Consider the following 21,004-nt stretch of genomic DNA (forward strand, 5'->3'; position numbering starts at 1 on the left):
ATTCACTCATTTCCTGAAAGGTATGATTTAAGTAACACTAAACGCAATATTATTTTCATTCGCTATATGGATATTTTCGTTCGATCATAAAATTAGTTTTGTCACCACGGAAGTAAGAGCGCGAAAATTCCACTTTAACCCCTTTTTCATTTTTTGCTATTGTCTCGATGTAAAAACATGGTGATCCTAGTTCGCACTCCAAATTTCTAGAAGCAATCTCATCTGCCAAAGTAATTTCCATATACTCATTTGTTAGTGCAACATGAACCCCGAAATCATTGAGTAAAGATTCATATAAAGATGTTTCCGCATGTGTTTGGGTAATACCTGGTGCAATATCCCAAGGAATGTAAGCAATCTCATATTGAGTTGGTGCATCATTTGCCTTACGTACTCTTTCGATACGTTGGACGGGGTCGTTAAGAGATACATCTAGTGATTGCTGTAATATTTCATTAGCTGGGATAACCTTGATACTTAATAATGTAATATGCCCTTCCTTCCCTTGCAATTCTATTTGTTTAATGTATTTATCTACAGTAGAAGTCAGGATTTGGCTTACTTTTTTTTCGGCAACGTAAGTACCTTTTCCTTGTTGTCGAATTAAATAACCCTCTAATTTAAGTTGATCTAGTGCCCCCCTAACGGTTGTTCTGCTAACACCAAAATCTTCACACAGTTCATGTTCAGTTGGTATTTTATCGCCTTTTTTATATTCCAGAGTTTTAATTCGATTTAGCAACTCCTCTTTTATATATGCATGAAGCGATTGGTTTTTTTTCATGAGTCTACTCCTTTAAAACTTGTATAGTTAAATTGTACAATAAAGCACTTATTATGACAACTTTTTATAAATGTAGTAACAAATATTTTTAAATTTAAACTTGTTGTATACAAATTTAAATTTGTATGATACATTTTAATAGAAATAGCAAGTAAGCCTATTCTGAAATCCAGCATAGGTTTTAGTACATGTTATTTTTTATAATAAAAATAACAGCGCTTGCAAAAAAAGGGGGTTGATTAAATGAGTTTAAAAGTGGTTATTGTTGGCGGAGGATCTAGCTACACGCCAGAAATTATTGAAGGGATTATAAACCGTCATGAAAGTTTTCCAGTCAATGAGATTGTACTAGTGGATATTAAAGAGGGGGAAGAAAAGCTAGAAATTATTGGTCAATTGGCATTAAGAATGATAGAAAATGCTAAAAAACCAATTAAACTAACTTGGACATTAGATCGAAGAATAGCGCTACAGAATGCTGATTTTGTATCAACGCAAATACGGGTTGGAGGTTTAGGAGCACGATCAAAAGATGAGCGGATACCGCTGAGTCATGGATTTATTGGTCAAGAAACAAACGGAGCGGGTGGGGTTTTTAAAGCCTTTCGTACAATACCGGTATTACTAGAGCTTGCCAAAGATGTCCATGAAATTTGTCCCGAGGCATGGATAATCAATTTTACAAATCCAGCAGGAATTGTAACAGAAGCTCTGTTAAAACATTCACCACATAAAAAAGTGATTGGTGTGTGTAATATTCCGTTTAACATGTCTTATTCAACAGCAGAGATATTAGAAGTACCAGCGGATGATGTAAAGATTGAGTTTGTGGGAATGAATCATTTTGTTTTTGGAAGAAAGGTCTTTGTAAAAGGGGTCGATCGAACCAGAGAAGTTTTAGAAAAGCTATTTAGTGCGGGGCTAGACTATTCTCCGGCAAACATCGTTAATCTTGGATGGTCGAAGACATTCATTGAAGCAACAGGTCTTTTACCAAATCCATATCATCAATATTATTATCAAACGAGGGATGTATTGAAGAAAGATCTTAAAGCCTTCAAGGAAAACGGAACAAGATCTGAGGTTGTTCAGAAATTAGAAGCATCACTTTTTGGTATTTATAAAAATCCAAATCTACATGACAAACCCAAAGAATTAGAGGGGCGAGGAGGCGCGTTTTACAGTGATGTAGCATGTAGTTTGATGGATTCTATCTATAATAATAGAGGGGATATTCAAACGGTTAACACATTCAACAACGGCGCAATTTCAGACCTGCCAAATGATGTGGTAGTTGAAATAAATTGTGTAATTACCAAACAAGGCCCTAAACCGATTTCTATTGATCCATTACCAACATCTGTAAAAGGTTTGATTTATCAAATGAAGGCTTTTGAAGAACAAGTCATATGTGCAAGCTTATCTGGTGATTATCATGATGCATATCTAGCTTTGGTAATGAATCCATTAATGGCTGATGAGAAAAAAAGTAAGGTAGTCTTGGATGAGTTATTAGAAGCACATAAAGTTCATTTACCACAATTTAATTCATTTTAGTTAGAACCATAATAGTAGTTTTATGAAAAATCAATTTAATTGAGGGAGGAATTAGAATGAATAATAAATATATGCAAAGATTCATTGAGATTGCTGGACGTATCGGAGCTCAGCGCCACCTTGTAGCGGTACGTGATGGTTTTGTTGCGATTATGCCATTAGTGATTATCGGTTCACTAGCTATTCTGATTAATAACTTTCCACCAATGGGTGCGTTTAATTTTGTTGATTTAATGAATAACCTTTTTGGAGACGGGAATTGGCAACAAGTTGGCGGAAGTATATGGAATGGAACGTTTGCTGTATTAGGCTTATTAATAGCATTTTCAATTGCTTTTAATTTAGCGCAATCATATAGCGTAGATGGGCTGTCAGCAGGTTTGATTTCAGCATCAGGTTACATTATATTGGTCCCTGTAACAGAAGACTGGGGACTTAATTTTGCTTGGTTAGGAGCACAGGGATTATTTGTAGCAATTATTTTAGCGTTAATTCTAACTGAAATCTTCCGGTTTTTAGTTCATTCAAAATTAACAATAAAAATGCCAGAAGGTGTTCCAGATGGTGTATCAAGGTCATTTACAGCTTTAATCCCAGCAACAATTATTTTGATTTTAGTAGGTTTATTCCAAGCTTTAATTAATGTATTTGTTGGAATTAGTATATTTGAAGTTATTTTTAATGTAATCCAGGCACCTTTACAGGGCTTAGGAAATACATTGCCTGCAGCAATTGTTGTAGCTTTTTTAAATCATTTACTATGGTTTTTTGGATTACATGGTACAAATATTATAGGTTCAGTGATAGAACCCATTTATCTCCCGTTAATAGAACAAAATTTATCCCTTTTCCAAGGGGGAATGTCTGCATTTGATGTACCTTACATTGTAACAAAGCCGTTCTTAGATTCTTATGTATTTATGGGTGGATCAGGTACAACTATTGCTTTATTAATTGCAATTTTTATAGTGATAAAAAAGGATCAAAAACATCCGTATCGTGAAGTAGCAAAACTATCTGCACCGGCAGGATTGTTTAATATTAATGAACCAGTAATTTTTGGGTTACCAATCGTGTTAAATCCTGTTATGTTAATCCCGTTCATACTAATTCCTGTTACTTTAACAGTTATTTCATATATGGCGCTTTTAACTGGTATCGTTCCTAAAACAGTAGCAATTTTACCATGGACTACACCACCAATTTTAAGCGGTTATCTTGTTACAGGTGGAAGTTGGCGTGGAATTGCTTTACAAATATTCAATATTACCGTCGCTGTACTTATGTATATTCCGTTTGTAATAGCAGGCGCACGCACATTTAAAAATAGAACGGGGGAATAAATTATAATGGAATCAGTAGAAGAACTACAAATGTTATCCTTTAAAATTATTTTGCACGCTGGAAATGCTAGATCTAATGCTATGGAAGCAATTGGGCTAGCAAAGGAATATGAATTCCAATTGGCGCATAAAAAAATAGAAGAAGCAGATCAAGAGTTTGTGGAAGCGCATCATTTACAAACAAATCTTCTCCATGAGGAAGCAAATGGTAAGCAAAACGATGTAAGTATCATTCTAGTACATGCACAGGATCACTTAATGACAGCAATGACATGTAAAGATTTAGCGATTGAGATGATTGACATGTATCAAAAAATACAACAGTTGGAGGTAGGTAAATCATGAAAATCATATTAGTATGTTCAGCGGGAATGTCAACATCAATGTTAGTGAACAAAATGAAAAAATCGGCAACAGAGCGAAATATTAATGCCGAAATAAAGGCAGTAGCTGAATCGGAGTTAAAAAATAATTTGGATGGTTTGCATATTGTTTTAATCGGTCCTCAAGTTCGCTATTTAGAAAAGAAAATAAAAAAGCAAGTTGAACCTCTTGGAATTAGAGTGGACATTATAGATCAAATGGCCTATGGTTTGATTCAAGGAGACAAAGTGTTAGATCAAGCAATTACATTAAATAATAACTAGCCTTAATATGGAAGGATAAGTTTCCTTTTTAATTAATTAAATGATTGCGCTTACTTTTCGCAGATGTTAGTTAGAAAAAACAGGTGATTATTCATTTTAGAGAAATGAGAACTCTAACAACTATAAAGCTAGTTGTGGTTAAGACCGATTGTATTCAGAACTTTCATTAGGCTGTCACGTCCCGAATTTTGTTGTGATCGACAAAGCTTAGGTCGTGACAGCTTACTAGTTAGCTGATTAGTCCATCTTTTATATGAATCACATGATCCACGTAAGCAAGCATTTCTTCGTCATGGGTAACGATTAATGTAGCAACTCCACGTGTTTTAGTTAACGTACGAATTAATTTCATCACATCTTCTGATCTTTTTGAATCTAAATTTGCAGTGGGTTCATCTGCAAAAAGGATTCGTGGTTGATGAATGATTGCGCGTGCAATCGCGACACGTTGTTTCTCGCCACCCGATAAGGAAGCGGGATAAACATCTTTTCGGTGCTCAAGTTCTACTGTTTTTAATATCTTTTCAATTTCATTTTGTTTTTCCTGTTTGTTTAATTTTGTTTCGGCAACATCCAGCATTAATAGTAACTGTTCTTCCACTGAAAGAAATGGTACGAGGTGTGACGATTGAAAAACAAAACCGAATGCATTTGCTCGTATGTTGCGAATCTGCTCTTGATTTAACGTAACAATATCTTCGCCTTCAAATAGGATTTGCCCAGCTGATGCTGGTTGAAGTCCAGCTGCAATGGTAAGGAGTGTACTTTTACCAGATCCAGACGCACCTACTAGTGCAGTTATTTCCCCTTCTTGAAGTGAAAGATTAACACCTTTTAATACCTCTTCTTCCACTTCTCCATTCATAAATGATTTTCGAACGTCTTTAATTGTAAATACTGTCATATTACACATCTCCTTGTTGAATTGCTTGTAATGGGCCAACGTTTTTAATTTGTAAACCAGAAAGGGTGGCGCCAATAAATCCAATAATAAAGAAGACGATTGATAGTTGCACAGTAGTATACATGGATAAATGATAGGGCATTCCTTCAGGTGCAATAACGTTGAATAGTTGGCTTACTAAAATAGATAGAACAAGAGAAACGGTAGTAATAACTAACATCTGTGTCCACATCATCTTAAATAACGTACTTGTTTTTACACCAATTGCTTTTAAAATACCGTAGAGGCCAATTTTTTGTACATTCATCATGTAGAAAAAAATTGCAAACAACATACCACTAATAACAACTAGAAACCAAACAATCATATTTAAAGTTAATTGTTCCGCACTATAACTAGGAATGGTTTGAAGAAGCGCTTTATTAGAAAAAGATTGTAATCTACTGAAGGTCAGTTCGTCGTTAGCCTCAGGAATAAAAAGAAGCTGCATGTTCTCGACGCGATTCATTTGTTTGTAATCCTCTATATGGATATAAGCTACTGGCGAGTGGTTATATTTTTTTTGATCGACAAAGTCCTTGACCACAAATGTGCCACTAAATTGGTTGTTTGTTAAAGTATCTCCAATTTTAATCCCATCATCTTTTATTGAACGATCAAGTACAATTTCGCCGCGTTCGACGTTCACAAACAGGTTAGATGATGTAGATGTAACAAAGACAACGCCGTGCTGTTTGCTCGCTTGGTCATTTAAAAATCCTCTTTGAATGGATAAGGCCACCCCATCGGCACTTTGCGTAAGAATAGTGTCCTGTCTTTCATTGTCTATACTTGATAAATTATACGTTTCCTCTGCATCTTCATCCATATAAAATTGTCCCGCCGGTAGGTCCTTAATTAACGAGGCATTGTCATCTGATAAACCATTGGCTAAACCAGAAATAATAAAGGTTAATAAGCTAATTAAGAAGACAATGGAGCCTAATATGAGAAATTTAGTTTTGTTTTTCTTCATTTCTTTCCATGCGATGTTCATATAATCTCCTCCAAACTGTTTCATAGTTCTAGTTTAAAGCGGTTATATGAACAGAAGATGAACAAGTGATTAAAAAGAGATAAAATAAACTAATTAATAATTAGGAAATACAATGATAACAGTAGTGCCATGGTTATTTTTACTATCTATTTGTATCTGACCATTGTGTAGTTTCACGATGCTAGCGACAATTGATAAGCCAAGGCCCGTTCCATCGATTGTTCGTGTACGTGATGAATCAACACGATAAAAGCGATCAAATATGTGTGCGATATGTGCCTTATCAATTCCGATTCCAGTATCTTTAAATGCAATCGATGTGGTCTTATCCGTCTGCTCTATAGTTATATCAATCGTACCGTTTGGTTTATTATATTTAATAGCATTTGTTAATAAATTATCCCAAACAGCATAAAGTAAGGACGGATCCCCTAACATTTCTGTATCAGGTAAGGAGTAGCCAAGCGTCAGTTCTTTTTCACTAATTAACCATTGATAACTTTTAATAAGTGCTTTAATTTGCTTATCAGCATGGAAAGGTTCCTTTTTTAATATATCTTCATTGCGATCCAACGAGGCGAGTAGTAGAAGCTGTCTCGTTAGTGTTGAAAGTCGTTGTATTTCATTATTAATGATAGAAATATGATGTGCTTTATCTTCCGAACTTAAGGTCTCATTCTCTAATAAGTTGGTGTAGCCTTTAATATTAGATAGTGGGGACTGTATATCATGCGAAACATTTGAAATGAACTCTTTACGCGCATCATTCATTTGTTCTAATTTATTTGCCATCTGTAAAAAACTTTGGGAAAGCTCACCTAATTCATCATGACGTTTTACGTCGAGTTCGACATTAAAGTTTCCGTTTGATAGTGTCTTTGTTGCCTTGCTTAACTTCGTAATAGGTTTTATCAAATATTTCGCGCTAATAATTACCATAATAATGCTCAACAGAATTGCTATTATAAGCATCCAAGCAAACAATGTACGCATTTCACTAAAAAGCAGCTCAATATCAGGTCTTAAGAAAAGCGCGTAGTTTTCTCCGTTATGCGTTAAAGGTACACCAACGCTATTGGTTAATTCATTAGCAAAAAAACCTGTTACAAATGTCCCTTTTGAAAAATAAAGCATGCCGTGGAAAACGTCACCATTTAAAACACTTTCTTTTGTCGCATTGCTAAGCGTATCATCTCTAAAAGGTGATCCGAAAAAAGTGTCTGTATCATTCTGATCTACTAGGTAAAGTTGATAACCTATGTTTGAAAGGCTTTCTAAGTACGCTTCTAAATCAATCGTGGGCTGTTCGTTAACAAATGTCGCAATATCTAGAGCAATCTTAGTATTTTTTTGATCGTTGTAAGGCTTCAATTCTTGGTGATAATAAGCATTGGATATTAGAAAGGAAAGGATTCCACTTAAGAACATAATCCCAATCGTAATCACAACAAATTTTAAATAAAGTGACTTCATCTCGACTTCACCTCCAACATATAACCAATCCCGCGTACTGTTTTAATCTGAAAATCAGTGGTTAATTTTGAGAAACGTTCTCTTAACCTTTTAATGTGAACATCGACAGTACGTTCATCTCCTTGATACGCTAATCCCCAGATGTGTTCAATCAATTGATCGCGTGAGAATACTTGCATTGGGTTAGAAGCTAAGAAGTATAGTAACTCAAATTCTTTTAGAGGCAAAAGTGTCGTTCGATGCGCAATCTGTACTTCATAGCTTTTTTGGTTGATTGTGGTAGTACCAAAGCGAATAATTGACGCATCATCTTGTTTATCAAATCTTCTTAATAACGCTTGAATACGGAAGAAGAGTTCTTTTGGCTCAAATGGTTTGACTAAGTAATCATCTGTTCCTGACTTAAATCCTTCTTCTTTGTCTGCAATTTGATTTTTTGCTGTTAATAGTATTATAGGAATATCACTCTTTTTTCGAATTTCTTTCGTTAATGTATAACCATCCATAAAAGGCATCATGACATCAACAACAGCTAAGTCACATGGTGTGTGTTTCATTTTTTCTAAAGCTTCTACACCATCTTTTGCTTGGATGACACGATAGCCAGCATTGGTTAAGTTAATGGTTACAAGTTGTAAAATATTTATATCGTCATCTACAAGGAGAATGCTTGTCATTTGTTAACCTCCAATTTTACATAATAGGTATGACCTTACTGCAAAAAATACATACAAAAGCACCAAATATGATCATAGGAAATATAGCATTTACAATACGCCGGACCCGCTGTAAGTCCATCTGCCTTATTCCTGTAAAAAAGATAGTCCTTTATTTGTAAGATTATTAATGAGTTCTGCTATTTCTTTAGGAGATTTATCCATTCCGTTTTTAAGCCAGTTCTCTAACACGTGAATACTGCCACTGATTGCAAACATACTAGCGTACTCAGAAATCTCTGGATCAATTGGATAGATCGATAACCAGTTTTTTACCGTATGCTCACTAGCAACAATAATTACTCTCTTTTTAAAAGTTGAATCCCCATGCTCACCAAAGAGTGTTGTACAAACATCACTGTTTTGTGCCACATACTCAATAATTCTTTCTGTCATTTGTAACGATTCATCATCTTGGTGGTGATCATAGGCCATAAGTTTATCATTCATGTCGACAATGATTTCTTCCTCTATTTGATTAAGTAGGTCGAATTGATCGAGGTAGTGTGCGTAAAATGTGGATCTGTTTATATCTGCCAGCGCACATATTTCCTTGACTGTAACAGTGGAAATAGATTTTTGCTTTAATAATTTCATTAAGCTTTCCTTTAAAACCATTCGCGTATACTTTTTTCGTCTGTCTATTTTAGAATTCATTAAAAAAACACTCCTTTTTTATTACTTATTCAACAAAAAAAGCATTTGTGTTGTGTAAAAAACATATGATAATAAACTGTTTGTTGATAATCCAACACGGTGTCATTATAATTGTATGAAGATATGAACGCAAGAAGGGAATGGTCTCGATCGATATAGCAGCACGAATAATTAAACATAATAAAATAGTAGTTATTGCCTTTATGGTGATTGCCGCCATTTCTGCAATCTCACAGTCATTTGTGTCTGTTAATTACAATATGGTAGATTATCTGCCTGATGATGCCCCTTCTACAGAGGCAATGGAAATTATGGAGCAAGAATTCGATGGCGCAGTTCCGGATACGAGAGTCATGATTAACGATGTTACGGTTCAAGAAGCACTTCAAGTTAAAGAACAGCTTGGTGCGATTGATGGTGTAGAAGATGTAACATGGTTAGATGATGCGATTGATATAAAAACCCCGCTAGAACTTGCTGATAGGGAAACGGTAGAAGCTTATTATATAGATGATAAAGCTATTTTTTCTTTCAGTATTCGAGATGGGGATGAAGTAGCGATAACGAATAATATCTATGAATTGATTGGTGAAGAGAATGCAATGGCGGGAGCAGCACTCGATACTGCGATATCACAAGAAATGGCTGGATCTGAATCGCTTTATGCTGCGGCGTTGTTAGTACCAATTATTATATTGATTTTGGTTGTTTCAACAACTTCTTGGCTGGAACCACTTTTCTTCCTTACAGCTATTGGAGTTTCGGTTCTAATCAACTTAGGAACAAACATATTTTTTGGTGAAGTATCGTTCATTACGCAATCCGTTGCACCTATTCTGCAACTTGCGGTTTCGCTCGATTATGCGATCTTTTTATTGCATAGTTTTTCAGATTATCGGAAGAAAGTAGACGATCCCACCGAAGCGATGCGGCTTGCAATTAAGAAATCTTTTCCTGCCATCACAGCTAGTGCAGCGACGACCTTTTTTGGCTTTATGGCACTTACCTTTATGAACTTTCAGATTGGTTCTGACTTAGGATTGAATCTTGTGAAAGGTATTGTTTTAAGCTTTCTTAGTGTCATGATATTCTTGCCAGCGCTAACGGTTATGTTTTATAAATGGATTGATAAAACGCAACACAAACCATTGCTTCCAAGTATGAAGAAAATTGGCAATCGTGTTGTTAAAGTAAGAATACCTGTGTTGTTACTCGTGTTCCTACTTATCGTTCCAGCGTTTTTAGCGCAAACCCATACAACGTTTACTTACGGGGCTGGAGATCAACCAGAACAAACGCGTGCTGGTAGTGACAAAATCGAAGTAGAAGAGATCTTTGGAAAATATACCTCGATGGTGTTACTAGTCCCAGAGGGGGATGTTGCTAAAGAAGATGCGTTAGTTCAAGATTTAGAAAATTTCGGGGCTGTGACAAGTGTTCTGTCTTATGTTAATACAGTTAGCGCAGCAATTCCTCCAGAGTATCTGGACGAATCGATAACAGAGCAATTTTATTCAGAAAACTACAGTCGAATTATTCTTCATACTGACGCAGGACCTGAAGGTGAAGCCGCTTTTTCACTAGTTGAATCTGTTCAAGACACAGCTGCTACCTACTATGGTGATGATGCTTACTCCCTTGGAGAGAGTGTGACCTTATACGATATGAGAAACGTTGTCCAAGACGACAACAAACTTGTCAACTTACTGACTATAATTGCAATTGCAATCGTTCTATTGGTTACATTTAAATCAATTTCAGTTCCGCTGGTACTGCTACTTACGATTCAATCAGCTGTTTGGATTAATTTGTCTGTCCCTTACTTTACAGATACACCACTTGTTTATGTCGGATATCTAATTGTCAGCACCGTTCAGCTTGCTGCGACAGTTGATTATGCGATCCTACTGATGGAAGCATATAAAGAAAATCGCAAGGAAATGCCTGCGCTTGAGGCGATTAAGAAAACAATCGACGAGAAAATTTTCTCAATTGCGATTTCAGCTTCGATTTTATCAAGTGTTGGTTTTATTTTATGGATCACGTCAAGCAATCCGATTGTAGGATCAATTGGGTTATTACTTGGACGGGGAGCGTTATTAGCGTTCATTATGGTTCTTTTATTCCTTCCTGCTATGCTGTTAGTGTTTGATAAAGTTATTGATAAAACAACTTGGAGAGCAAATTTTTTCAAGAAATAAGAAGAGAATGATTAAAGGGGAATGATGATGAGAAACAAACGGATACTTTATGTTTTAATGGCTATAATCCTTGTCGTGCCGTCATTTCTAGTAACTGCTAATTTGAGCAAGCATGTGGAAGCGGCAGAAGATGCAACCGGAGAATATGCTTCAAAGGATGAAGTTGTGTATGCAACACTAAGTCCTACTGGTGAACGGCAAGAAGTCTATGTTGTAAACATTTTTGATGTGATTAAAGAAGGAAAAATTGTCGATAACGGATTGTATTCTAATCTTAAAAATCTAACCAATCTATCGGAATTGGAACAAACAGAAGATAATACAGTCGCGTTTACTGCACCAGAGGATAAATTTTATTATCAAGGTAACCTAGAAAACGCAGAATTACCGTGGGATATTACAATTACTTATTTATTAGATGGTAAAGAAACAGAGGCAGCGGAACTTGCAGGACAAGACGGAAAAGTAGAAATAAAAATAGAAACGTCTGCCAATGAGAATGTTGATCCTGTATTTTTTGAAAACTATTTATTACAAATTTCACTTAACCTCGAACCAGAAATTTATGACAATATTGTAACGGAAGGTGGAGTGGTTGCAAATGCGGGTAAAAACAAGCAAGTAACGTTTACCGTTATGCCCGAACAAGCAGGAGAACTTACTGTCAAAGCGGATGTAGTTGATTTCGAATTACAGGGTATGGAAATTGCAGCTGTTCCACAATCAATGTCAATTGATGCACCAGATATGGATGAGATGACGGGTGAAATGGATACATTAACGAAAGCGATTAGAGACATTAGCAATGGAGTTGGGGAACTAAATACCGGCGTTTCTGATTTAAATAGTGGTGTAGCAAGTTTGCGTGATGGATCTGGTCAATATCTAGAGGGCATAACTGACGTCAACGGAGCATCTGATGGACTTATTGATGGTTCCATAGCAATTAACGAAGGTTTAACGCAGATGAGTAATTCGCTTCGTAATGGCTCGAGTGAAATGGACTTAAGCGGATTAAAAGAGCTACCAAATGGGCTTTCGCAATTAGCAGAAGGCTTGCATCAAACGTCGGATGGCTTAACGAAACTAAACGAGAACTACACTGTTGCTTATAGCTCATTAGATGAAGCGATGCTGGCAATTCCTGATTATAAGCTAACAGATGAAGAGATTGCAGACTTAAATGCGAGCGATGCGAATAGTGAAGTGGTTAAAAAGTTGCTTGAAACGTATCAGGCAACTCGTAATGCAAAAGGAACGTATTCCGCTGTAAAGGAAGCTTTTGCTGCAGTGGATCCAACACTTAATGAAGTGAGTGGATCAGTTACAGAAATAGCAAACACAATGGAAAGAATAGCTGCTGAAATTACAACGTCGCTAGAAGGTATGAATATGGCAGACTCTATCGGAGAGTTACAAGCAGGATTGGCAACCTTGTCTGCCAATTATAAAACGTTTCATGCCGGACTCGTAAGCTATACAGATGGTGTTGGACAATTATCAAGTTCGTACCAAGATGTTCATACTGGGATTGTGGAATTATCAGGAGGTACTAGTGAATTAGAATCTGGAGTAGAGGAGCTTGACGATGGTACAGATACATTGTATCAATCTACGAAAGATATGCCTGATGAGATGCAGGAGGAAATCAACCAGATGATTGATGATTATGATAAATCTGATCTTGATGCTGTATCGTTTGTCTCTGCCGAAAACGAAAAAATAAACTCCGTACAATTTGTGATTAAAACAGAAAGTATTGAAAAGCAAGAACAGGAATCTAATGAAGAGCAAGAAGAGGAAGAACCAAAAGGCTTCTGGGACCGGTTACTAGATTTATTTAAAAATTGATAGAAAGTATTTGGGGGAGCGTTTAGGCGCTTCTCTTTTTTTATGGAGAAAAGCAAGAGTATTAATCACTGTAGTTGATCTGTCTCACTTTGTGAAAGAGTCTGTTTTTAAATTGCATCAAGTAGTTTATAATTAGTAGATAAGAGCAGATAGATGAATCCATCAACAAACTCTACAAAATAGAGTTGTAATTGACACAGAAAAGATACGTTTCTAAGTTTTGTTTGACTATAATTACACCTGAATATTAGGTGGAACACTTCTGTCTTTTTTGGCGATTATTTGGGGAAAGGAACGCTATAATGAATAACCTATCAAAACCAACAGACGTTATCTTAATTGGTGCCGGAGTCATGAGTGCGACTTTGGGGTCATTATTGAAGGAATTAGCACCAGATTGGGAAATCAAAGCATTTGAGAAACTAGCAAATGCTGGAGAAGAGAGCTCTAACGAATGGAATAATGCGGGTACCGGCCATTCTGCATTGTGTGAACTTAACTATACAACGGAAAAGCCGGATGGTTCAATTGACACTAGCAAAGCTATTGAAATTAATGAACAGTTTCAGCTTTCCAGACAGTTTTGGTCTTATCTCGTAAATAAAAATATTATTCGTAATCCTCAAGATTTCATTATGCCATTACCTCATATGAGTTTAGTAGAAGGCGAAAGAAATGTAACGTTTTTAAGAAATCGTTTTAAGGCACTATCAAATAATCCACTATTTCAAGGGATGGAATTTACGGATCAACCTGAAAAAATGAAGGATTGGATGCCGCTAATTATGGAGGGGCGCACATCAAACGAACCAATAGCAGCAACAAAGATCGATTCGGGAACGGATGTTAATTTTGGTGCTTTGTCACGCTTATTATTTGACCACTTACAGAGTGAAAATATTAAAGTGAACTATAAGCATAGCGTTAAGGATATTAAACGAAAGTACAACGGCTTGTGGGAAGTGAAAGTGTATGACATTGCCAACAATAAAACGGAATACCATACTGCTAAATTCGTGTTTATTGGTGGAGGAGGAGGAAGTCTGCATTTATTACAGAAAACCGGTATTCCTCAATCAAAAAAAATTGGTGGATTTCCGATAAGTGGCCTATTTATGGTGTGTAATAACCCGGATATTGTAGCGCAACATCATGCGAAAGTATATGGTAAAGCTAAGGTTGGTTCTCCACCAATGTCTGTTCCGCATCTTGATACTCGATTTATCGATAACAAAAAAACATTGTTATATGGCCCATTTGCCGGATTCTCACCAAAGTTTCTAAAGACAGGTTCATACATAGACTTGTTAACTTCCGTGAAAGTAGATAATCTACTAACAATGTTGGCAGCAGGGGTAAAAGAGCTTCCATTATCAAAATACTTGATCCAGCAGGTTGTTCTATCAAATCAAAAGCGGATGGAAGAATTACGCGTGTTTATCCCAAATGCAAAAACGGAAGATTGGGATATCGTGGTAGCAGGTCAACGTGTGCAAGTAATTAAAGATACGGAGGCTGGTGGCAAAGGAACGCTTCAATTTGGAACGGAGGTCGTTACTAGTTCTGACGGCTCGATAGCTGCATTATTAGGGGCGTCACCTGGCGCATCTACCGCAGTTCACGTTATGCTTGAGGTAATAGCAAGATGTTTCCCAGAATATCTCGATGAGTGGGAGCCGAAAATAAAAGAAATGATACCGTCTTATGGTATAGCACTATCAGAAAATCCAGACATTTATAAAGAAATAGAAAGATCGATAGAGCAGGCGCTTGGCTTAAGCGCAAAGGACAAGGTATATAACTAGTTTTCTATTCGCCTGTAACAGGATTAGGGATGGCCTGATTTAAATTAGAATTTCAGTTTTGAATAATAAGAAACCTTAGTCCTAAATGAATCTAGGACTAAGGTTTCTGCTATTTATAGGTTATGTATTTCACGAGCGATAGATTCTAAGATATACATCACAGGGACTTGCGTTGTAATATTGGTTTGTTGATAGAATTCTTCAGACATATAATAAGGGATATTTATATCTGAAATTTTTGCTATGGTGGAAAGCTTATTATTTGTGATGCTAATAATTTTACTACCTTCTTGTTTAAGCTGATTTAATTGAGAAATGGTAAAGGCGTTTTCTCCTGAGACAGATAAGCCAATTGCTACACTGTTATACCTTAGTTTAGAGTGGATTGGATAGGAAAAATCTCTAATATAAGTGGAAAAGGATCCTAAACCAGAAAAATACCTCGCCCCATATTCAGCAAGAATACCAGAGCTACCATTCCCGATAAAAATAACATTATCTGACTTTGCTACAAGCGTTGCGACCTTTGTAATTCTTTCGTCACTTTCCCCGTTTAATGTTCTTTCAAAAAATTCAACCAGTGCATGTTGGGAGCTTTTAATTGTAGGCTTCTCACTCTTATCTAATTCCATTTTTAACTTTGTTTTAAATTCAGAGTAACCGTCACAATTTAATTTTCGACAGAAACGTAAGATTGTTGCTGTTGAAACATGGGTTTCAGCTGCTAATTCACGAATGCGCATATAGGGAACCTTATCTTTGTTTTTACTAATATAGTTGTATATAGAAGTTTCTAATTCATTGAAAGATCCAATGATCTCACTTGTAAATATCACTATTATCTTCACCTTCAGTCTGTTTGATAGTTGCATTTATTATAGCATAAACCGTCTGATAAAACAGGGCGTTACACATATGACACAAGTGACTACCTATGTTAAAACAAACAAGATCAATACGTTATATATACTTTTCTTGCTAATCAGCTTATGCTGATTGTAGTCTCACCTAGTGAAGAAATGACAGATGAAAAAATAACGAAATACTATTCTAGATAATAAATGTGGAGGTTACTTATATGAAAAAAACGCGTTTTCCAGAAGGTTTTTTATGGGGTGGAGCAACAGCTGCTAACCAAATAGAAGGTGCATATAACGAAGGTGGTAAAGGTCTATCAATTTTTGATATGGTTTCATTTATTCCTAAAGAGGAACGTGGGAATAGTATCGAGATGGATGTTACAAGTGAAAAGGAATTACAAGAGTTGTTAGAAGGAAAAAGAGGAGATAACTTTCCCAAACGCCGTGGGAATGATTTTTACCATCGCTATAAAGAAGACATTGCTTTGTATGCAGAAATGGGCTTTAAGACTTTCCGCCTATCGATTTCTTGGCCTCGTATTTTTCCAAATGGTGATGAAACAGAACCTAATGAAGAAGGTTTAGCATTCTACGATAAAGTGTTTGATGAATTATTAAAATACAATATTGAGCCGTTAGTGACAATATCTCATTACGAAATGCCACTTTATTTAGTGCAAAAATATAATGGTTGGGCAGATCGAAGTCTAGTTGATTTCTTTGTTCATTATTCTGAAACGTTATTTAAACGGTATAAAGATAAAGTTAAATATTGGTTAACATTTAACGAAATTAATGTATCAACTTTTTCTCCTTACATTGGAAGCGGAATATTGGTTGATCGTGTTGAGAATAAGGACCAAGCTGTTTATCAAGCGTTACATCACCAATTTGTGGCTAGTGCACGAGCTGTAAAGGCATGTCACGAAATTATTCCTGATGCAATGATTGGCTGTATGTTGGCGCGTATGGAGGTATATCCAGAAACGTGTAATCCAGATGATGTTTTAGCGGCATTAGAAGAAGATCAAAAAAATCTATTCTTTACGGATGTTCAAGTACGTGGTTATTATCCGAGTTTTATGTTGAACTATTTTGAGGAAAATAATATCACTATTGAAATGCATCCAGGAGACGAAGAAATACTATTACAGCATACGGTAGACTTTTTATCCTTTAGCTACTATATGACAATGGTTGCAAGCGGAGCACCAGATAAAGAGAAAGAAAAGGGGAACTTCTTTAGTGGCGTTAAAAATCCTTACTTAGAAGCATCGGATTGGGGATGGCAAATTGATCCTAAAGGTTTACGTCTTACATTGAAAAAGCTATATGACCGTTATCAAGTACCATTATTTATTGTTGAGAATGGACTAGGAGCTTATGATAAAGTAGAAGAAGATGGCTCTATTAATGACGATTATCGGATAGAGTATTTGCGTGCCCATATTGAACAGATGGGGATAGCGATAAAAGAAGGTGTTGACGTGATTGGTTATACAAGCTGGGGTTGTATCGATCTAATTGCTGCAAGTACGTCAGAAATGTCTAAACGTTATGGTTTTATCTATGTAGATCAAGACGATTACGGTAATGGTACATTAGAAAGAAAGCGAAAAAAATCATTTAATTGGTATAAAGAAGTAATTGCAACAAATGGTGATAGTTTATAAGATGAAATGCCGTCTTTAATTCCAGGGTTTTGAGACATATTTAGTTAAGAGCAACAAGGCCAGTGTATCGGGCAATGTTGCTCATTTTTTTGTATTAGAATCAATTCCATTATGCGCCAGCGGTTTTAATAAGAAAAAGTGCCTTCCTAAATCTTTTATAACGGGCAGTCAACTATAATAAGTTTGGGTAGGATACTCCCAAAAGGAAGAAAAGAACCGTTCCCCTGCATCTATTGAATTTTGTTTCAGATGGAGGTATGATTCTAGTTATTGAAATTATTATGACATAGAGGGATAACATTGAAGGAGGTCAAATAATATGGATTATGAGGTTATAATCGTAGGTGCAGGCTCGATGGGAATGGCTGCAGGCTATTACTTAGCAAAACAAGGGAAACGTGTGTTATTAATTGATTCTCATAACCCCCCTCATGCAGATGGATCGCATCACGGGGATACTAGAATCATACGGCATGCCTATGGCGAAGGGGAAAGCTATGTGGAAATGGCATTACGTGCGCAGGAACTATGGAATGATCTTCAAGAACAGGCAGACGAGCAAATTTTTATTCCAACGGGTGTTATTAATATTGCAAAACCTGATTCTCCATTTATGAAAAACGTAATTAATAGTGCGGAAAACTACTCACTTAATGTAGAACATTTAACTGCTGAGGAAATTAATCAAAGGTGGCCTGGTTTTGACGTGCCTGAAGGTTATATGGGTTGTTATGAAGTAGATTCAGGTGTATTAATGAGCGAAAATTGTATTAGAACTTTTAGGAACCAAGCGGAAGCGCATGGTGCTGTACTTAAGGTCAACGCGCCTGTAACGGCTATCTCTATTTTTGGAAATAGTGTAGAGGTGAAAACAGCAGAAGAAACTTTTACCGCAGAATCGCTAATCTTGGCTCCAGGTGCTGGTACAAGAAAGCTACTTCCACTAATCGGTTTGGATCTACCATTAGAAGAGCAAAGAAATACGTTTTCTTGGTTTCAAACAGAGGAAAGTATGTATCATTCTAATATGTTTCCGGCCTTTTCTTTTGAGTTACCTAATGAAACCTATTATGGATTTCCAAGCATAGCGCAGACAGGAGTTAAAATTGGCCGACATGATGGAGGGATTCCACGAGATATGGACAAAGCCATTGATCCATTTGGTACACAGGAACAAGATGAACAAGATGTTAGTAGTTTTGCTAAAAGTTGTATGCCTAAACTTGGCCAACACAAAATGGGAAAAGCATGCACATACACGAACACACCAGATTCAGATTTTATAATTGATCGGCATCCAAATCATGACCATGTGGTGATTGCCTGTGGTTTCTCTGGACATGGATTTAAATTTAGTAGTGTGATCGGAGAAATTCTAAGTCAATTATTGACGGGGAATAAGGAGTCAGCATTAGATATTAGTCCATTTTCGATAAAAAGATTTTCTGAATCATAGACTTTATAAACTTTGTATTCTGAAAGCTTTGTCGCATTTTGTTGACAATTATGTGAACAGTAGTTATTATTGATTAAACTAATGGATTTACTAATTAAATATTGCTTATCAAGAGAGATGGAGGGACAAGGCCCGATGACATCCAGCAACCTTCTTTAGAGAAAGGTGCTACATCCTACAGGAGATTATTCTGGAAGATAAGGTTTTTTAGATACAAGAACCTCTTTCGATAGAATTAGGTTCTTTTTTGTCTACAGAGTTAAAAATAGAATGAAAATAACTTGACCAGAAGCGTCTTTGAGCGTGCAAAAGGAGTAGAGATTCATGTTAGTGCTGGAAGGAATTCGGAAGGTTTATGGCGAGGGTGGCAATAACCCAGTTGAGGCTTTAAAGGAGATTAACCTTGAAGTGAAAAAGGGAGAAATCTTCGGTGTAGTTGGCTACAGCGGCGCAGGTAAAAGTTCCTTAATTCGTTGTGTGAATTTATTAGAAAAGCCGACCTCCGGTAAAGTTTTTGTGAACGGAAAAGATTTAACAAAACTAGACGCAAAGCAGTTAAGAGCTGAACGAAAGAAAATAGGGATGATATTTCAACAGTTTAATCTCCTACATTCGAAAACCGCTTTTGGAAATGTGGCAATGCCACTTATTTTAGAAGGGTATTCAAAAGATAAAATCGAAGAAAAGGTACTGCAACTTCTTTCTTTTGTTGGTTTAGGGGACAAGGTGGATCATTATCCTGAGCAGCTTTCTGGCGGACAAAAGCAAAGAGTTGGTATTGCAAGAGCACTTGCTACAGATCCACATGTCTTGTTATGTGATGAGGCTACTTCTGCGCTTGATCCAGATACAACAAATGCGGTATTGGAAGTGTTAAAGCAGGTCCGTGATGAGCTAGGTATTACGATTTTACTAATTACACACGAGATGAATGTAATTAGAGATATTTGTGATCGAGTCGCGGTCCTAGATGGTGGCATGATTGTCGAACAGGATACGACAATCAACTTGTTTACAGAACCGCAAACATCAATTGCAAGGAGCTTTGTTCGAACAGTGTTAAATGATGCACTACCTGAAGCAACATTGAAAAAAGTACTTGAAAAAGATGCGTCCCATTCTGTCTACAGAATTCTTTACAAAGGAGAGTCTGCTAATGATCCACTTCTCTCTGATGTTGCCAAGAAATTCCCGGTAGATATTAATGTTATCTATGGAACAATTACAGAGATCCAGCAACAGCCTTTTGGTAATATTATTGTCGAATTCAATGGTGAGCCAAATGAGATTAAAAACGTGGTTAACTATATCAAAAGGAAGCAGGTAACGATCAAGGAGGTGGTATCAGATGCAGTTTGATTGGGCATGGTTTTGGCCAGAACTATTCGGTTCATTAAACGAAACATTATACATGATTATTGTCGCTTTCTTTATTTCAATTTTAATTGGTATCCCACTTGGAATCATTTTAGTTATAACGAGAGAACGAGGCATTCTAGAAAATAAAGCAGTGTTTAACGTGTTGAATGTTATTGTGAATGTACTTAGATCCATTCCATTTATAATTCTAATTGTTGCAATTCTACCGCTTACCAGACTCATTGTAGGTACATCGATTGGTACAACTGCTGCGATTGTTCCGCTAGTATTTTATACGGCACCGTATATCGGAAGGTTGGTAGAAAACTCCTTACTAGAGGTTAGTCCAGGTACAATTGAACTAGCTGAGGCAATGGGAGCAACACCTTGGCAAATCATTTGGAGATTTCTTTTACCAGAAGCATTAGGTTCGTTAATTTTATCGCTGACTATTGCAATCATCGGTTTAATAGGTGCTACTGCTATGGCTGGTGCTGTAGGTGCAGGTGGTATTGGTGATTTGGCCATTTCTTATGGTTATAATCAATTCCAGACAGAGGTTATGATCATTACTGTTATTATATTAGTAATTATGGTTCAATTTATTCAATCATTAGGAAATTACTTAGCTAAGAGAATTAGAAGATCATAGGTTGAGGATGTATTTAATCCCTTACTATAT

Annotated in this window: 18 protein-coding genes and 1 riboswitch; of the genes, 11 read left to right on the forward strand and 7 right to left on the reverse strand. The window is 36.3% G+C overall.

Annotated elements, in window-relative coordinates:
- Window positions 1-55: 55 nt before the first annotated feature.
- A complete protein-coding gene (locus D2K60_RS00755; RefSeq protein WP_117168091.1) occupies window positions 56-784 on the reverse strand; it encodes a GntR family transcriptional regulator in 729 nt (242 codons plus the stop codon).
- 243 nt (window positions 785-1,027) lie between these two features.
- Between D2K60_RS00755 and D2K60_RS00760 the strand changes: the two genes are divergently transcribed.
- Genes D2K60_RS00760 through D2K60_RS00775 form a run of 4 tightly spaced genes read left to right on the forward strand, consistent with a single transcriptional unit; the run spans window position 1,028 to window position 4,331 of the window.
- Window positions 1,028-2,341 carry a 6-phospho-beta-glucosidase gene (locus D2K60_RS00760; protein WP_117168092.1) on the forward strand — a complete coding sequence of 438 codons (1,314 nt, stop codon included), beginning with the start codon at window positions 1,028-1,030 and terminating at the stop codon, window positions 2,339-2,341.
- Between the two features lie 56 nt (window positions 2,342-2,397).
- On the forward strand, window positions 2,398-3,684 hold the full coding sequence (locus D2K60_RS00765) for a PTS sugar transporter subunit IIC (RefSeq protein WP_117168093.1): 1,287 nt from the start codon (window positions 2,398-2,400) through the stop codon (window positions 3,682-3,684).
- Window positions 3,685-3,690: 6 nt separating this feature from the next.
- On the forward strand, window positions 3,691-4,029 hold the full coding sequence (locus D2K60_RS00770; protein WP_117168094.1) for a PTS lactose/cellobiose transporter subunit IIA: 339 nt from the start codon (window positions 3,691-3,693) through the stop codon (window positions 4,027-4,029).
- On the forward strand, window positions 4,026-4,331 hold the full coding sequence (locus tag D2K60_RS00775; RefSeq protein WP_117168095.1) for a PTS sugar transporter subunit IIB: 306 nt from the start codon (window positions 4,026-4,028) through the stop codon (window positions 4,329-4,331). The genes D2K60_RS00770 and D2K60_RS00775 overlap by 4 nt, the downstream gene beginning before the upstream one ends.
- Before the next feature lie 229 nt (window positions 4,332-4,560).
- Here the strand turns inward: D2K60_RS00775 and D2K60_RS00780 are convergent, their stop codons facing one another.
- From D2K60_RS00780 to D2K60_RS00800, 5 genes are all read right to left on the reverse strand, one after another.
- Complete coding sequence (locus tag D2K60_RS00780; protein WP_117168096.1) at window positions 4,561-5,235, reverse strand: ABC transporter ATP-binding protein; 675 nt, start codon at window positions 5,233-5,235, stop codon at window positions 4,561-4,563.
- A gap of 1 nt (window position 5,236) precedes the next feature.
- Window positions 5,237-6,271, reverse strand: coding sequence for an ABC transporter permease (locus tag D2K60_RS00785; protein ID WP_117168097.1), 1,035 nt, complete (start codon window positions 6,269-6,271; stop codon window positions 5,237-5,239).
- Window positions 6,272-6,364: 93 nt separating this feature from the next.
- Complete coding sequence (locus tag D2K60_RS00790; protein ID WP_117168098.1) at window positions 6,365-7,744, reverse strand: HAMP domain-containing sensor histidine kinase; 1,380 nt, start codon at window positions 7,742-7,744, stop codon at window positions 6,365-6,367.
- Window positions 7,741-8,421, reverse strand: a complete 681-nt coding sequence (locus D2K60_RS00795) for a response regulator transcription factor (RefSeq protein ID WP_117168099.1) — start codon at window positions 8,419-8,421, stop codon at window positions 7,741-7,743. The genes D2K60_RS00790 and D2K60_RS00795 overlap by 4 nt, the downstream gene beginning before the upstream one ends.
- Window positions 8,422-8,547: 126 nt before the next feature.
- Window positions 8,548-9,117: a TetR/AcrR family transcriptional regulator gene (locus D2K60_RS00800; RefSeq protein WP_117168100.1), complete on the reverse strand. Its 570-nt coding sequence runs from the start codon at window positions 9,115-9,117 to the stop codon at window positions 8,548-8,550.
- A gap of 140 nt (window positions 9,118-9,257) precedes the next feature.
- Here D2K60_RS00800 and D2K60_RS00805 point away from each other — a divergent pair, with 140 nt between their 5' ends.
- The 3 genes from D2K60_RS00805 to mqo all read left to right on the forward strand — a co-directional run bounded on the left by D2K60_RS00805 (window position 9,258) and on the right by mqo (window position 14,974).
- Window positions 9,258-11,318 carry an efflux RND transporter permease subunit gene (locus D2K60_RS00805; RefSeq protein ID WP_117168101.1) on the forward strand — a complete coding sequence of 687 codons (2,061 nt, stop codon included), beginning with the start codon at window positions 9,258-9,260 and terminating at the stop codon, window positions 11,316-11,318.
- 27 nt (window positions 11,319-11,345) lie between these two features.
- A complete protein-coding gene (locus tag D2K60_RS00810) occupies window positions 11,346-13,169 on the forward strand; it encodes a YhgE/Pip domain-containing protein (RefSeq protein ID WP_162880659.1) in 1,824 nt (607 codons plus the stop codon).
- A 302-nt stretch (window positions 13,170-13,471) separates the two neighbouring features.
- Complete coding sequence (gene mqo, locus D2K60_RS00815; RefSeq protein WP_117168103.1) at window positions 13,472-14,974, forward strand: malate dehydrogenase (quinone); 1,503 nt, start codon at window positions 13,472-13,474, stop codon at window positions 14,972-14,974.
- A 113-nt stretch (window positions 14,975-15,087) separates the two neighbouring features.
- Here mqo and D2K60_RS00820 read toward each other — a convergent pair whose 3' ends face one another.
- Window positions 15,088-15,807, reverse strand: coding sequence for a MurR/RpiR family transcriptional regulator (locus D2K60_RS00820; RefSeq protein WP_117169059.1), 720 nt, complete (start codon window positions 15,805-15,807; stop codon window positions 15,088-15,090).
- A 245-nt stretch (window positions 15,808-16,052) separates the two neighbouring features.
- Here D2K60_RS00820 and D2K60_RS00825 point away from each other — a divergent pair, with 245 nt between their 5' ends.
- From D2K60_RS00825 to D2K60_RS00840, 4 genes are all read left to right on the forward strand, one after another.
- Window positions 16,053-17,507, forward strand: a complete 1,455-nt coding sequence (locus D2K60_RS00825) for a glycoside hydrolase family 1 protein (RefSeq protein WP_117168104.1) — start codon at window positions 16,053-16,055, stop codon at window positions 17,505-17,507.
- Between the two features lie 319 nt (window positions 17,508-17,826).
- Window positions 17,827-18,963 carry an N-methyl-L-tryptophan oxidase gene (solA, locus tag D2K60_RS00830; RefSeq protein WP_117168105.1) on the forward strand — a complete coding sequence of 379 codons (1,137 nt, stop codon included), beginning with the start codon at window positions 17,827-17,829 and terminating at the stop codon, window positions 18,961-18,963.
- 102 nt (window positions 18,964-19,065) lie between these two features.
- A riboswitch (SAM riboswitch) is annotated at window positions 19,066-19,167 on the forward strand.
- Window positions 19,168-19,287: 120 nt separating this feature from the next.
- Window positions 19,288-20,322: a methionine ABC transporter ATP-binding protein gene (locus tag D2K60_RS00835; protein WP_117168106.1), complete on the forward strand. Its 1,035-nt coding sequence runs from the start codon at window positions 19,288-19,290 to the stop codon at window positions 20,320-20,322.
- Window positions 20,312-20,974, forward strand: coding sequence for a methionine ABC transporter permease (locus D2K60_RS00840; RefSeq protein WP_117168107.1), 663 nt, complete (start codon window positions 20,312-20,314; stop codon window positions 20,972-20,974). Before D2K60_RS00835 ends, D2K60_RS00840 begins: the two co-directional genes overlap by 11 nt.
- Window positions 20,975-21,004 lie beyond the last annotated feature (30 nt).

Source organism: Paraliobacillus sediminis (assembly GCF_003426055.1).